A 13,785-nucleotide genomic window follows, 5' to 3' on the forward strand; every position below is an offset into this window, starting at 1 on the left:
CGCATCCGGCTCGTCGGGCGGCCTCGTTCCGTCCGGCTTTGCAGTCGCATCGTTTCGTCGTTTCTGAGAGAACCACAAAAAGGAAAACATGCGCGTTGCCCCCAAAACGACGAATCGGCAATTGTTCAACACAATCTGGCCGTTCCTCGCGGTGGTCATTTCGCTTCTGGCGATGGCGGCCACGAGTCTCGCGATCATGTCGTCGGTGCGCGCCTATATCGGCGGGGAAAGCACCTGGTCGAAAGGACAGAAGGACGCGGTCTTCTACCTCGTCCGCTACGCCCAAACCGGCGACGAGCAGGCGTTCGCCGAATACGAGAACGCGATCGCGTATCCGCTCAGTCTGAAGCGCGCGCGTCTCGCGCTCGACCGTCCCGATCCCGATGTGCCCGCCGCGCGCGCCGCGCTGCTCGCGAGCGGCGTCTATCCCGCCGATGTCGGCGCGGTCATCTGGGTCTTCCGCACGTTCCGGCGCGCGAGCTATTTCCAGGAGGCGGTGGCGTACTGGACAGCAGGCGATCTGCTCGTGGACAAGCTCGCCGACGCGGGCCGCCAGTTGCGCGCCGCCGTCAAGCGCGGAGGCGCGGGTCACGAGGACGTCGATCATCTGACCGACGAAGTCTGGAACATCAACGGCACCATCGCGCCGATCTCGCGCGCGTTCGCCGACGTGCTCGGCTCCGCGTTCCGCCAGACGGCGATGCTGCTCTTCACGGTCAACGTCGTGGTCGCGGTGCTGCTCGTCTGCCTGTCCGGGTGGTATGCGCGGCGTTTCATCACCGCGCGGCTCGCCACGGAAAACGCGCTGCGCCGAAGCGAGGCGCGCGCGAAGGCGACGCTCGGCTCCATCGGCGAAGCGGTGATTTCGGTCGGGCCGTCGGGTCTCGTCGAGTTCATCAATCCGGCGGCCGAAAAGCTCTTCTGCCGCGAAGCCGCGGCCTGCGTGAACCGCCCGCTCGGCGCGCTCGTGACGGTGGCGCGCGAATGGGACCGGCGTCCCGTCGATGTGATCGACGAAGCGCTGAAGGAATCGGAGCCGGAAGACGTCTGCGGCGACCTCATCCTGACCAACGCGATGGGCGTCGATATCGTCGTGCAGGCCATCACGTCGGTCGTGCGCGATCATTCGGACACGCTCACGGGCGTCGTGCTGCTGCTGCGAAACATGACGCGCGAGCGCGAGTACGTGTCGAACCTCGCCTGGCAGGCGACGCATGACGGACTCACGGGCCTTCTGAACCGCACGGAATTCGAGCGGCGCCTCTCCACCGCGCTCGATCGCGAATCGGATGTCGATCCGTCGCATCGCGCGCAAATGCTGATGATGCTGGACCTCGACCAGTTCAAGGTCGTCAACGATACCTACGGTCACGCCGCCGGCGACGCCATGTTGCGCGAAGTCGCGCTCTTCATAGAAGAATGCCTGCGCGAAGAAGACGTGCTCGGCCGTCTGGGCGGCGACGAATTCGGCGCGCTGCTCTGCAATTGCGACAAGCAAACCGCCATGCAGATCGCGGAGCGCCTGAGAAAGGATGTCGCGGCGTTCGAGTGGTCGTGGGAAACGCATCGGCTGTCGACGAGCGTGAGCATCGGCGTCGTCGATCTTCGGCAGAACGGGCTCGATGTCGAAACGGCCATGCGTTACGGCGATATCGCGTGTTATCTCGCGAAAGAGCGCGGCCGCGACCGCGTGCATCTCGCGGTGCCGGGCGACAAGGAACTCACGCGCCATGCAAGCGAGATGTCGTGGTGCGGACGCATCAAGGATGCGCTCGCGAACGACCGCTTCTGCCTCTACGCGCAAGACATCTGCGCGACCGCGCTGCAGGGCGCGCGCCATAACGGCACGGCGCATCCGCGTCATAGGGAGATTCTGTTGCGCATGGTGGGCGAGCGCGGCGATATCGTGCCGCCCGGACTCTTCATGCCGGCAGCGGAGCGTTATGGGCTGATGTCCGCCATCGACCGCTGGGTGGTGCGCGCGGTGTTCTCGACGCTCGCGCAGATGCCGGATACCGACGGCATGGAGTACGGCATCAACCTGTCGGGCGCATCCATCGGCGATGAGCGCTTCCTCCAGTATCTCAACGAGCAGTTCGCGATCACCGGCGTCGCGGCTTCGTCGATCTGCTTCGAAGTGACCGAGACCACCGCCGTCGCCAATCTTGCCGCCGCCGCGCGTTTCATCCGCGAGCTGAAGAAGCGCGGCTGCAAGTTCGCGCTCGACGACTTCGGCGCGGGCATGTCCTCCTTCGGCTATCTGAAACATCTACCGGTCGACTACGTCAAGATCGACGGCGGATTCATCAAGGACATGCTCAAGGATGCCGTTAATAAAGACATGGTAGCGGCCATCAACGATATCGGCCACTCGATGGGCCGTCTGACGATTGCGGAATACGTGGAAAGCGAGGCGATCCTTCGCGCGCTACGGGAGATGGGCGTCGATTACGTACAAGGCTTCCATGTCGGACGGCCCGAACCCTGGGCACAGCACGTCGAACATATCAACATCTAAGAGGAGTGCACGTTTTGGATCCGACTTTTCAGCGGGTTGGCGACCTGAAGGACATCGCGAGTTACCCGGCATGGCTTGGCGACGTATTGAACGATACCAGCGAGGCGAAGCAGGCTATCGTCAAGCATCCGATTTTCGCGGCGATGCGCGAGGCGAAGCTCGAAGCTCGCCAGGCCGAAGCGTTCCTCGTGAACGGCTGGCCGGTCGTCGAGCAGTTCCCGCAATACATGGCGATGAACCTGCAAAAGGTGCGCTATGGCCATTCGCGCGGCGAAGACCTGGCTCGCCGCTACCTGACGCGCAATATCCGCGTCGAGCAGAATCACGCCGATTACTGGGTGGACTGGGCGGCCGCTCATGACGTGAGCAAGCGCGCGCTGATGAAGGCCAACGGCCCGACGCTCGCGTATGCGCTCAGCCACTGGTGCTGGAAGAGCAGCAGCACGGACCCGCTCGCGGCCAGCATCGCCGCGACGAACTTCGCGATCGAAGGCGTGACCGGCGAATGGGCGACGCTCGTGTGCAGCAGCGAGACGTACGCGAACAGCTTCCCGGTATCGATTCGCCGCAAGGCCATGCGCTGGCTCAGCCTGCACGCCCACTACGACGATGCGCATCCGTGGGAAGCGCTCGAAATCGTCGCTACGCTGCTCGGCAACGCGCCGGGCGTCGATGAAGTGCACGAAGTGCGTCGCAGCATCGCGATGAGCTACGAGTACTTCAAGATGAGCCTCGACTGCTGCCTGTAACCGACCGTCTTCCGCTGATTCAAGAGCGTCATCCGTATCCGCCATGCGTTCGTCATGCGCGGAGCGGATTCGCTCTGCCCGGCAACCTGGAACCAATCTGGAAAAGCAATGAACAAGAAGCAATTTGCGTGTGCGGCCGCCGCGGCCCTATGTGTCACGGGCGCTCACGCACAGGCGGCGGGCAGTGTCGTCGTCAACGCCGGGTGGATGCACTTCGCGCCGCAGGAATCGAGCGGTCCGTTCAAGATCATGGCGCTTGGTCAGACGACCACGGCACCGGGCGCGGGCGCATCCGTCAGCGACGCCGATACGGTCGGCTTCACCGCGACGTACTTCATCACCGATCACATCGCCGCTGAAGGCGTGTTCGGCGTGCCGCCCAAGTTCAACCTGTACGGCACCGGCACGCTGAGCCCGTTCGGCAAGCTCGGCTCGGCGCGCGAATGGAGCCCGACGCTGCTGCTCAAGTACTACTTCGGCAGCGCCCAAAGCCGCTTCCGTCCGTATCTCGGCGCGGGCGGCTCGTATGTGTGGTTCTCGGACGAGAAGCTGAACGGCGCGATGGGAAGCGGCGCATTCCTCTACTCGAACCAGTACGGCAGCGCGCTGACGGGACCGACGAGCGTGAAGCTCAGCAGCTCGTTCGCGCCGGTCGTCAACGCGGGATTCACGTACAACTTCACCGAACACTGGTCGGCGGCGTTCTCGGTGTCGTATATGTGGCTGAAGTCCCGCGCGACGCTCGAAACGCAATCGGCGGTGGGCACGGTCAAGAGCGAGTCGAAGATCAAGCTCGATCCGGTCGTGACGTTCCTCTCGATCGGCTACAAGTTCTAAGCGGCTTGCCGATGTAGATGTCGACGATCATGCCGCCGCCCTTGCGCGCGGCGGCATGATCGTCTTCGGCTCGCGGCGTCAGGACTTTTGTCCGCGGCCCGTCTTTTCCTGCAGTTCTTCGATCCGGCGCGAGGCATCGGCTTTCGTCAGCGACGGATCGAACGGCTCCTTCGCCTCTTCCGACAGCGTCTTCAGATACGACGCTTGCGCGCCGGTCATCGGCTCGTCGCCGGTCACCCATTCGTCGGGATCCTTCTCGGCATTCGACGTGGGCGATGCCTTCGGGTTGTCGATGTGTCCCGCGTTTTCGTTGCTCTGTCCTTTCATGACGGTGTCCTCCTTGCATGGCGCTTTACCGTCGATGCATGGCGCAAGGAGCGTGCCTCAATCGTTCGCTTGGCGCGATAGCGCCCCGCGCACGTGCGACACGAAGCGCGCCGTCACCGCATGTTCTCGCGCCGATGGCCACGCGAGTCCCACGCGCCACTTCGCCTGTTTGCCCGGCAGCGGCAGCACGGTCGCATCGCGCAGCAAGTGTTGCGCGCGCGACGGAATGAACGCGACGCCCACGCCCGCCGCCACCGATGTCAGCACCGACTGCACGTCTTCCGCATGTTGCGTGACGTTCGGCACGAAGCGCCGCTCGCTGCACCATCGGTCGATCTGAGCGGCAAGGCCCGGCCCGCGTGCGCGCGACAACGCAATGAACCCGATGTCGTTCAGCACGTCCAGATTGGCGGGCAGGCGCTTGTAGCGGCTTTGCGCCGGCATGGCGAGCGCGAGGCCTTCATCGATCACCTTGAACGACGACAATCCCGCGGCCGCCGGCAAGCGCAGAAAGCCTGCGTCGAGCTTGCCCGCAAGAAGCCGCCGCGCCTGCTCCGCCGATGACAGGTCGCTCAACGTGATCGCCACGCCCGGATTCTCGCGCCGAAACTCAGCGATCACGCGCGGCACGAGCGTCAGCACCGACAGACAGATCCCGATTCGCAAATGCCCGACGCGGCCGCTGCTCGCATCGCGCGCGCGGGCGAGCATGTCGTCGGCGTCGCCGACGAGCGACTGCGCATCGGGCAAAAAACGCTCGCCGAACAGCGTGAGTTCCGCGCCGTGCCTGCCGCGCTCGAAAAGCTTCCCGCCGACGCTCGCCTCCAGCGCGCCGATCTGCTTGCTGAGCGCGGGCTGGCTCATGTGCAGCGCATCGGCGGCGCGGCTGAAATGACGCAGTTCCGCGACGGCGATGAACGTCTTCAGCAGTTTGATTTCCATTCCGTTTGGTGATTGAACACAGACAATCATTCATTTTACAAATCGAACGAAGCGGCGTTCAATGGCTTTCTCAACTTTCGTTCGAGGAGCGTGATATGTCCGTCAAGAAGCCCGCCGCCCGTGCCGATACGACATCGCCCCCGCCTTCACCACGCCCTCGGCGCATTCGGGTGGAAGAGCGTCCGGCCCTCGGATCGATTGCGTTGAGCTTTGCCGTTGTCCGGCGCGATCCGCGAGGTCCGTCGAGGTAAGCGCGACGCCGCGCGATGCAGCAATCCGTAACACGCGCGATACTGACCGCCTCGCCCACACCCCCTTTAACGAACATGACGCAAGACTCGCTCGTTTCCCTTTCCGCCGTCGATGCACGCAGGCTCATCGGTGACCGCGATGTGTCGCCGGTCGAATTGCTCGACGCGTGCATCGCGCGCATCGAAGCCGTCAATCCCGCCGTCAACGCCCTGGCCGCGCGTTGCTTCGAACGCGCGCGCGTAGAGGCGCATCGCGCGGAAGAAGCCGTCATGCAGGGGGAGCCGCTCGGCTTGCTGCATGGCTTGCCCATCGGCGTGAAAGATCTGGAAGAAACGGCGGGCGTGCTCACCACGTACGGCTCGCCGCTTTATCGCGCGAACATCCCCGAGCACGACAACGCGATGGTCGCGCGCATTCGTGCGGCGGGCGCCGTCGTCGCGGCGAAGACGAACACGCCGGAGATGGGCGCGGGCGCGAACACGCGCAACGTGGTGTGGGGCGCGACGGGCAATCCGTTCGCGCCCTTGCTGAACGCGGGCGGATCGTCGGGAGGATCGGCGGTCGCGCTCGCCACCGACATGCTGCCGCTTTGCACGGGATCGGACACGGGCGGCTCGCTGCGCATTCCTGCGGCGTTATGCGGCGTGGTCGGCTTTCGACCTTCGCCGGGACTCGTGCCGAGCGACCGGCGCGAGCTCGGCTGGACGCCCATCACCGTGAGCGGGCCGATGGCGCGCACCGTCGCGGACACGCGCCTTCTGCTCGCGGCGCAAGCGGGCTTCGACGCGCGCGATCCGCTCGGCTACGAAATCGATGCCGACGCCTTCGCGCAACGCCGGCCGATGGGTATCGCGCGCTTGCGTATCGGCTTCACCGAGGACTTCGGCGATTGCGCATTAGATGACGCAACACGCGCCACCTTCCGCGCGAAGATGCAGAAGCTCGCCGAGCATGTGGGGGTTTGCGAGCCTGTCGCGTTCGATATGACCGACGTGCATCGCACTTTCGATGTCATTCGCGCGCAGAACTTCATCGCCCAGTTCCGCGAGACGTATGAGCGCGATCCGTCGCTGCTCGGACCGAACACGCGCGCGAACTACGAAATGGGCGTGACGATGACCCTCGCCGATGTCGTGTGGGCGCACGCGACGCAGACCACGCTGTATCGACGCTTTCAGCAGCAGTTGCAGCGCTACGACATCATCGTCTCACCGACCACGCCCATCACGCCGTTCCCGTGGTCGCAATGGCATCTCGACGCGATCAACGGCAAGCCGCTCGACACGTACTATCGCTGGCTCGGCCTCACTTACGTCATCTCGCTGATGACGAACCCCGCGGTCTCGCTGCCGTGCGGTGTCGATCACGCGGGCATGCCGTTCGGCCTGCAACTCATCGGCGCGCTTCGTGGCGATGCGCGCCTGCTCGATATCGCCGAAGCGCTCGAAACCGCGTTCGCCAACGACGATGCGCTCAAGCGCCCGACGCCCGACCTCGCGAAACTGCGCGCGCCGGTGGCGGAGCTGACGTCGATCGTCACGCATCCGCCCGTGCACGGATAAGCGCTCGGTCAGATGCCCGGCATGATGGGATACGGAATGGTGTGGTCTTCCACGTACTTCACGCCGGGAATATTCACCGAAGCGGTGCGCATGGCTTCGAGTTGTTCCGTGGACCAGACCGTGCCCCACAAATGCACGACGCCGTTGCGCACGACGATATTGCGCCCGGGAAACGCCCAGCCGCGCCCGGAGAGTTCGCCCATGAGCATCGCGCGGATTTCGTTATCGCTCGGGGATACACCCGGCTCGGCTTCGTCGTCCGGCGCGGAAGCCAGCGCCTGCACCAGATTCGAACGGCTGACGATGCCGACGAGCCGCCGGTCGCGCAGCACCGGCACGCGCTTGATGTGCCGGCTTTCCAGCAACGCGGCGATTTCCCCGAGCGACGCGTCCTCTTCCACGCACACCACGTTGCGGCTCATGATCTCGCCGACCTTGCGCGCGTGCGACTTCACGTAGTCCGCCGCGCCATCGGAGCCGACGAGATCGAGCCACCATGAACGCCGGCCCTGGCGCTTCTCGGTATCGGTTTCGCTGCGATGAAGCAGGTCGCCTTCGCTGACCATGCCGATCACATGCCCCTTTTCATCGACGACCGGCGTCGCGCTGATGCGATGCTTCACCAGCAATTGCGCCAGTTCGCGGACGGTGGTGTCGGGCGTGACGGTCACGACGTTCGATGTCATCACATCGCGTGCTTGCATGATGGGCTCCTTGAATGTTGGATTCGAGTGAATTCGTCAGTTGATCGAAGCGACCGCTGCTTCTGGCTTATGCGTGTCCACGATACCCTTCACGCCATGCACAGCCTTGACGTGTGTCAATCGTGCGTCATATGCGCCGGATGCGGGACCGCGCACGTCGTGACGTGACGCGCCAAGTCGCGGCGTCTACACTGGCACATGCGGCCCGAACTTCAACCGATCCGAACCTCAATCGATCCGTTCATGACGCCCGACGAACCGACGCTTTCTTCGCCCTTGCAGACCGACGCGCACTTCCGCCTTTTAGTGGAAACGGTCGAGGACTACGCCATCTTTCTGCTCGATGCGCGCGGTCATGTCGCTACCTGGAACAATGGCGCGCAACGTATCAAAGGCTATGACGCGTGCGAAATCGTGGGCCGTCATTTTTCGGTCTTTTATCCGCGCGAAGATGTCGAGACGGGCAAGCCGCAACACGAACTCGATGCAGCGGCGCGTGCGGGCCGCATCGAGGACGAAGGCTGGCGCGTTCGCAAGGACGGCACGCGCTTCTGGGCGAACGTCGTCGTCACGGCGCTGCATGACGCGAACGGCAAGCTGATCGGCTTCGCCAAGGTCACGCGCGACCTGACCGACCGCCTGCGCCTGGCTGAACTTCAGCATGCGCGCGATTTATCCGCGCACGTGCAGGCCGCGCTCGAAAACGAACGCGCGTCGATTGCGCGCGAATTGCACGACGACCTCGGCCAGCAGCTGGCCGCTTTGAAGATGCAGATCGCCACGCTCGGCAACGCCGCCGCACGCCCTCCGCGCGCCGACATCCAGCCGATAGAAGCGCAGATCGACACGATCATCGCTTCGGTCAGACGAATCGCGGCTGGCCTGCGCCCCCCCGTGCTCGACGACCTCGGTCTCTTCGCCGCCATCGAGTGGCTCGTCAACGACTTTCGCCGCCGCTACGGCATCGAGATCGCGCTCGTCATCGAAGGCGAGGAGATCGAATTCGGCGCGGCGGCATCGACCTCGGTATTCAGGCTCGTGCAGGAAGCGCTCACGAACGTCGCGCGGCATGCAGAGGCGAGCGAAGTGCGCATCGTCATCGGCTGCACGGCGGCGCACTGCACGTTGCGCATCGAGGACAACGGCCGCGGCGCGACCCTCGGCAAGCGCGACCCGAGCGCATTCGGCCTGCTCGGCATGGGCGAACGCGTGCGGCAACTGGGCGGCGTCATCGTGTTTCATAGCAGGCCGGGCGAAGGATTCCGCATCGACGTGACGCTGCCTTTGAGCGCGATGATGAGCGACGGTCGCGCTTGACCTCAATCGCCGATGCGCAATACCGCCGCGCCCGCCAGCCGTCCCGCGCGAAGATCGGCGAGCGCCTGGTTTGCATCGGCGAGCGCGTAGGTTCGTGTGCGAATGCGAAGCGCAACGGCGTCCGCGCAGGCCATGAACGCCGCGCCGTCCGCGCGCGTCAGGTTCGCCACCGATACGATGCGCCGCTCGCCCCAAAGCAGCGCATAAGGAAACGCGGGAATGTCGCTCATGTGGATGCCGCCGCACACCACCACGCCGCCCTTCGCCACCGCGCCGAGCGCGACCGGCACGAGCGCACCGGCGGGCGCGAAGATCAGCGCGGCATCGAGTTCGTCGGGCGCGCGTTCGTCGCTGCTGCCGGCCCAGTGCGCGCCGAGATCGAGCGCGAGCGCTTGCGCCGCCGTATCGCCCGCCCGCGTGAACGCGTAGACCGTGCGCCCTTCGTGGCGCGCCACTTGCGCGACGATATGCGCCGCCGCGCCGAACCCGTATATGCCGATGCGCCTCGCGTCGCCCGCCATCTTCAGCGTTCTATAGCCGATGAGTCCGGCGCACAGCAGCGGCGCGGCTTCGACGTCCGAATAGCGCGACGGCAACGGCAGGCAGAAACGGCTATCGGCGACGATGCGCGTGGCATAGCCGCCATCGAGCGTATAGCCGGTGAAGCCGGGCGCATCGCACAGATTCTCGCGATGGCTCGCGCAATAACGGCACTGCCCGCACGTATGGCCGAGCCACGGCACGCCGACGCGCTCGCCGGGCGAGAAGCCTTCGACGCCCGCGCCGATCGCCGCGACGCGACCGACGACTTCGTGCCCCGGTATCACCGGGCGCTTCGGATGCGCGAGTTCGCCATCGACCACATGCAGGTCGGTGCGGCACACGCCGCACGCGGCGATATCGATCAGCAGTTGGCCCGCGCCCGCGACGGGATCGTCGAGTTCGGCGGCGCGCAATTCGGGCGATGTTCCGTCATAGAGCATCGCGCGCATCATTTGGCTCCGGGCGTCTCCCGTCCGCCGCGCGGCTTCTTCGCGGCTTCGGGCGGCTTTTGCAGCTCGGATTCGTGTTGCGCGGAAGGGGTGCCGCTCGTCACACGTGGATCGCGATGTGCGTTGAATCCCGACGGCACGCTGCCGCTGAACCGGAAGTAGCCGCTGCGAAGCATGACCGGCTTGCGTCCGACGCTCGTGAGCAATTGCTCGGCGGCGCCTTCTATCGCGACGCGGTTGTTCTCGAACGCGCGCCGCAAGTCCTCTTCCCGCGACGACGCCGCGCCGAAATGGTCGCGCAGCGCTTCCGCCGATATCGTGCAGGCGATGTGCTCGCCGTCGGCGATTGCGTCGAACGTGAGCGCGGGTTCGTCGCCCTGATAGACGGGCGGAGTGGCGGGAAACGCAATGTCCATGATGAGGGGCCTCGCAGGACGTGGAAGCGCGCGGCGCATGCACCGTGACCTACGCTCTCAATCATCGCGCGCGAGTCTGCATGAACGTTGATGTAGATCAACGCCCGGACCCGCGTTCCCGCAGCACGTGCTCCGCATGCTCGAAAGCGCGATGTATTGCGACGCGCGATTCGGCATCCGTCATGCCCGGCCCCGGCAGCAGCTCTAAGTCGCACGTGACCATGTCGAGCCGCGCGCGATGGAGCCTGCGCCCCGATTCGTCGTCGTAAGACTCGACGGTCAGATGACAGTCGAGAATATCGCCCGCCGTGCGCGATAGAAGCACGAGTTCCGCGCCGGCATCGCGCTCCACCTCGCCGGGACTCGCGAATCCGAGGCACGCGATCTGCATTCCGAGGCCCATGATCGGCAACTCCCATCGTCCTGTTCTGATTGCCCCGATGCGTTGAAGCGCTGACTTCACACTGTCATGGCGAAACTAGACGACCCACTCCACCTTGTCGATGCGCGCGAGCTTGCGCCGGATGCGATCGGCGAAAGCATCCAGCAGGCGGCGTTCGCCGTCGTCGCCGGGGTTGCCCCTGATCGCACAGCGCGCCACCGGCTGCTTGCCGCTCGCCGCCGTCATGTCCCTGAATGCGGTGGACTCGCCACGCATGTGCTCCGTGCAGAAAAAGGCCACGTACGGCAGCTTGCGCCGGTTGGCGAGGATCCACGAACGCACCGGCGCGCTCACGGTGCCCGCCCAGACCGGCGTGCCGATGACCACCAGCTCGTAGCACGCGGGTTCGTGCCGGGGAGCGTCGACGCGAACGGTGCGTCCGAACACGGTATCGATGATCGCGCGCGCATAACCGATCGGCCCCGCGCGATCCTCAGGCTCGGCGATCGCTTCGAAATCGGCCTCCAGCCGCCTGGCGATCGCCGCGCCGACCGCGCGCGTCCGGCCGCTTCGGGAATAGCAGACCACGAGCACTCTGGACACGGCCATCCTCCGCAAGGAAAGCGCTTCACGCCACTTCGATGATCACCTTCAGCGCACCGGTCTCCGCCGCGCGGCTGAACGTGTCGTAAGCATCCAGCACGCGGTTCAGCCCGAAGCGATGCGTAATGAGCTGCTTCGGCGCGAGCCGCCCCGCGCGCACGGTCTTGAGCAGCATCGGCGTGCTGACGGTATCGACGAGCCGCGTCGTGATGTTGATATTGCGGTCCCACAGCGTTTCCAGATGCAGGTCCGCCTTCACGCCATGCACGCCGACATTCGCGATGGTCCCGCCCGCCGCGATGATCGCCTGGCACAGCTCGAACGTCGAAGGCACGCCCACCGCTTCCACCGCGCAATCGACGCCCGCGCCGTCGGTCAGGCGCAGCGTTTCCTCGACGGGATCGGTGCGCGCAATGTCGATGCACGCGCTCGCGCCGAACGTGCTCGCCACTTCCAGCCGGTGCTTGTCGCGATCGATCATGATGATCTGCGCCGGAGTGTAGAACTGCGCGGTGAGCAGGGCGGCGAGTCCGATCGGTCCCGCGCCGACGATCGCGACGGTCGAGCCCGGCTGCACGCGGCCGTTGAGCACGCCGCATTCGAAGCCCGTCGGCAGAATGTCCGACAGCATCACGAGCGCTTCTTCCTCCACGCCCGCGGGAATCGGATACAGGCTCGTGTCGGCGTGCGGAATGCGCACGTATTCGGCCTGCGTGCCGTCGATCTTGTTGCCGAGAATCCAGCCGCCCGTCGCGCAATGCGAGTACATGCCGCGCCGGCACGCATCGCATTTTCCGCACGACGAAATGCACGAGATCAGCACGTGATCGCCCGGCTTGAACGCCGCGACCGCCGCGCCGACATGTTCGACGACGCCCACGCCTTCGTGCCCGAGCACGCGGCCGGGCTCGCACGTCGGCACGTCGCCCTTGAGGATATGCAGGTCGGTGCCGCAGATGGTCGTGCGCGTCACGCGGACGATCGCATCCGTGGGCGCGACGACCTTCGGCAACGGACGCTCGTCGAGCGACTTTCTTCCCGGACCGTGGTAGACGAGTGCTTTCATCATCGGGCTCCTCACACATTGGCGTTGGATGAACCCGGCCACTTTATTCGCGCGGCGAAAGCGGCCCTTGACCTGGGTCAAGCGATGCGCGATGTGCGTGCGAAAGCGTCAACGCGCCGCGCGCGCGATACGCCTTGGCGGCACCACTTCCGCGAGCAGTTCGTCCTGCAACCCGCGCAGGACATCGACGAACGCCGTGGCGAGCCGCTCGCGCGGCCTGTGCGGCGGAAAGAGCAGATACATCGGAAACAGCGTGGCCGGCAGAAACGGCCGAATGGCGATCTCCGGCCCCGCATAGTCGCGCGCGACGATAGGATGCGCGAGCGTCACGCCCATCCCGTGCCGCACCATTTCGCAGCACATGGCCGTGTATTGCGCCTCGATGGCGAGCACGCGATTGACGCCCGCGCGCTGGAACACGTCGTCCATCATGGCGCGCGTGCCGTCCCCGTGACAGAGCGAAATGAACGATTCGCCTTCGAGATCCTCGGGCCGGATGACACGCTTCGCCGCGAGCCTGTGCGCCGCCGGCATCACGCAAACGGCGGCCACGCTGGATAGCTGCTCGATCTCGCAGTCCGACGCCTCGCTCACATACACGGCCACGCCCAGATCGCAGAACTGCGAGGCGGTCCAGTGATTGATCGTGCCCGACGTATTCACGTGCAACGACACCGTGACTTCCGGAAACAGCGCGACGAAGCGTTTGATGGCATGCGGTACGAGCGTCATGCCCGCCGACGGCATCGCCGCGATGCGCAGACGGCCGCTGCCGAGATTGCGGATCTGCGCCGCCGCGTTGGCGAGTCCCTGCAAACCGACGAACGCCCGCTCCACTTCGCGGAAGAATGCGGTGCCTTCGCTCGTCGGGATCAGGCGCACGCCGCTGCGCTGAAAAAGCTGCAGGCCCGTGTCGCGTTCGAGCTGTGAAATGAGGCGGCTCACGTTGGGCTGCGACGTGAACAGCGCCTTGGCGGCGGCGGTCATCGACCCCGAGACCATTACTGCGCGAAACGCCTCGATGTGCTTCAGATTCATGCGCGTTTTCCCTCATCGGAACAACCATGATCCATATCATCCCTGCATGGATAGGTATTTTATTCGTATTGGACGATATG

General features: G+C 65.1%; 13 protein-coding genes and 1 pseudogene. 5 read left to right on the forward strand and 9 right to left on the reverse strand.

Annotated elements, in window-relative coordinates:
- Positions 1 to 121: 121 nt before the first annotated feature.
- From AWB72_RS08360 to AWB72_RS08370, 3 genes are all read left to right on the forward strand, one after another.
- A complete protein-coding gene (locus tag AWB72_RS08360; protein ID WP_159459348.1) occupies positions 122 to 2,518 on the forward strand; it encodes an EAL domain-containing protein in 2,397 nt (798 codons plus the stop codon).
- A gap of 14 nt (positions 2,519 to 2,532) precedes the next feature.
- Positions 2,533 to 3,267, forward strand: a complete 735-nt coding sequence (locus tag AWB72_RS08365) for an iron-containing redox enzyme family protein (RefSeq protein ID WP_167550945.1) — start codon at positions 2,533 to 2,535, stop codon at positions 3,265 to 3,267.
- A 108-nt stretch (positions 3,268 to 3,375) separates the two neighbouring features.
- The gene (locus AWB72_RS08370) at positions 3,376 to 4,104 is read left to right on the forward strand and encodes an OmpW/AlkL family protein (RefSeq protein WP_040050665.1); all 729 of its coding nucleotides are present in this window, start codon (positions 3,376 to 3,378) and stop codon (positions 4,102 to 4,104) included.
- Positions 4,105 to 4,182: 78 nt separating this feature from the next.
- Here AWB72_RS08370 and AWB72_RS08375 read toward each other — a convergent pair whose 3' ends face one another.
- Positions 4,183 to 4,431 (reverse strand): DUF3072 domain-containing protein, encoded by a 249-nt coding sequence (locus AWB72_RS08375; protein WP_052449888.1) that lies wholly within the window; start codon positions 4,429 to 4,431, stop codon positions 4,183 to 4,185.
- Positions 4,432 to 4,488: 57 nt separating this feature from the next.
- Positions 4,489 to 5,373: a LysR family transcriptional regulator gene (locus AWB72_RS08380; protein ID WP_040050666.1), complete on the reverse strand. Its 885-nt coding sequence runs from the start codon at positions 5,371 to 5,373 to the stop codon at positions 4,489 to 4,491.
- A 326-nt stretch (positions 5,374 to 5,699) separates the two neighbouring features.
- On the opposite strand from AWB72_RS08380, the gene AWB72_RS08385 reads away from it, so the two are divergent.
- On the forward strand, positions 5,700 to 7,187 hold the full coding sequence (locus tag AWB72_RS08385) for an amidase (protein WP_040050667.1): 1,488 nt from the start codon (positions 5,700 to 5,702) through the stop codon (positions 7,185 to 7,187).
- A gap of 8 nt (positions 7,188 to 7,195) precedes the next feature.
- Here AWB72_RS08385 and AWB72_RS08390 read toward each other — a convergent pair whose 3' ends face one another.
- Positions 7,196 to 7,891, reverse strand: coding sequence for a CBS domain-containing protein (locus AWB72_RS08390; RefSeq protein ID WP_040050668.1), 696 nt, complete (start codon positions 7,889 to 7,891; stop codon positions 7,196 to 7,198).
- A gap of 243 nt (positions 7,892 to 8,134) precedes the next feature.
- Between AWB72_RS08390 and AWB72_RS08395 the strand changes: the two genes are divergently transcribed.
- Complete coding sequence (locus tag AWB72_RS08395) at positions 8,135 to 9,208, forward strand: PAS domain-containing sensor histidine kinase (protein ID WP_040050669.1); 1,074 nt, start codon at positions 8,135 to 8,137, stop codon at positions 9,206 to 9,208.
- 2 nt (positions 9,209 to 9,210) lie between these two features.
- On the opposite strand, the gene AWB72_RS08400 is transcribed toward AWB72_RS08395, so the two are convergent.
- From AWB72_RS08400 to AWB72_RS08425, 6 genes and pseudogenes are all read right to left on the reverse strand, one after another.
- Positions 9,211 to 10,200, reverse strand: a complete 990-nt coding sequence (locus tag AWB72_RS08400) for a zinc-dependent alcohol dehydrogenase family protein (RefSeq protein ID WP_040050839.1) — start codon at positions 10,198 to 10,200, stop codon at positions 9,211 to 9,213.
- A gap of 149 nt (positions 10,201 to 10,349) precedes the next feature.
- Positions 10,350 to 10,616 (reverse strand): annotated as a pseudogene (locus AWB72_RS29350) (DUF1488 family protein); the annotation flags it as partial.
- A gap of 97 nt (positions 10,617 to 10,713) precedes the next feature.
- Positions 10,714 to 11,019 carry a hypothetical protein gene (locus AWB72_RS08410; RefSeq protein WP_040050841.1) on the reverse strand — a complete coding sequence of 102 codons (306 nt, stop codon included), beginning with the start codon at positions 11,017 to 11,019 and terminating at the stop codon, positions 10,714 to 10,716.
- A 75-nt stretch (positions 11,020 to 11,094) separates the two neighbouring features.
- Positions 11,095 to 11,601 carry a flavodoxin family protein gene (locus AWB72_RS08415; RefSeq protein ID WP_084592911.1) on the reverse strand — a complete coding sequence of 169 codons (507 nt, stop codon included), beginning with the start codon at positions 11,599 to 11,601 and terminating at the stop codon, positions 11,095 to 11,097.
- A gap of 25 nt (positions 11,602 to 11,626) precedes the next feature.
- Positions 11,627 to 12,667 (reverse strand): zinc-dependent alcohol dehydrogenase family protein, encoded by a 1,041-nt coding sequence (locus AWB72_RS08420; protein ID WP_040050842.1) that lies wholly within the window; start codon positions 12,665 to 12,667, stop codon positions 11,627 to 11,629.
- 108 nt (positions 12,668 to 12,775) lie between these two features.
- Positions 12,776 to 13,705: a LysR substrate-binding domain-containing protein gene (locus tag AWB72_RS08425; RefSeq protein ID WP_040050671.1), complete on the reverse strand. Its 930-nt coding sequence runs from the start codon at positions 13,703 to 13,705 to the stop codon at positions 12,776 to 12,778.
- Between the last annotated feature and the right edge of the window lie 80 nt (positions 13,706 to 13,785).

This window comes from Caballeronia concitans (assembly GCF_001544615.1).
GTDB classification, from domain to species: domain Bacteria; phylum Pseudomonadota; class Gammaproteobacteria; order Burkholderiales; family Burkholderiaceae; genus Caballeronia; species Caballeronia concitans.

What these genes read in the sequence shown, in the direction of transcription:
- AWB72_RS08410 (WP_040050841.1), bottom strand. Translation starts at nt 11,019, where the DNA reads ATGGGCCTCGGAATGCAGATCGCGTGCCTCGGATTCGCGAGTCCCGGC.
- AWB72_RS08380 (WP_040050666.1), bottom strand. Translation starts at nt 5,373, where the DNA reads ATGGAAATCAAACTGCTGAAGACGTTCATCGCCGTCGCGGAACTGCGT.
- AWB72_RS08375 (WP_052449888.1), bottom strand. Translation starts at nt 4,431, where the DNA reads ATGAAAGGACAGAGCAACGAAAACGCGGGACACATCGACAACCCGAAG.
- AWB72_RS08390 (WP_040050668.1), bottom strand. Translation starts at nt 7,891, where the DNA reads ATGCAAGCACGCGATGTGATGACATCGAACGTCGTGACCGTCACGCCC.
- AWB72_RS08370 (WP_040050665.1), top strand. Translation starts at nt 3,376, where the DNA reads ATGAACAAGAAGCAATTTGCGTGTGCGGCCGCCGCGGCCCTATGTGTC.
- AWB72_RS08425 (WP_040050671.1), bottom strand. Translation starts at nt 13,705, where the DNA reads ATGAATCTGAAGCACATCGAGGCGTTTCGCGCAGTAATGGTCTCGGGG.
- AWB72_RS08395 (WP_040050669.1), top strand. Translation starts at nt 8,135, where the DNA reads ATGACGCCCGACGAACCGACGCTTTCTTCGCCCTTGCAGACCGACGCG.
- AWB72_RS08420 (WP_040050842.1), bottom strand. Translation starts at nt 12,667, where the DNA reads ATGAAAGCACTCGTCTACCACGGTCCGGGAAGAAAGTCGCTCGACGAG.
- AWB72_RS08400 (WP_040050839.1), bottom strand. Translation starts at nt 10,200, where the DNA reads ATGCGCGCGATGCTCTATGACGGAACATCGCCCGAATTGCGCGCCGCC.
- AWB72_RS08385 (WP_040050667.1), top strand. Translation starts at nt 5,700, where the DNA reads ATGACGCAAGACTCGCTCGTTTCCCTTTCCGCCGTCGATGCACGCAGG.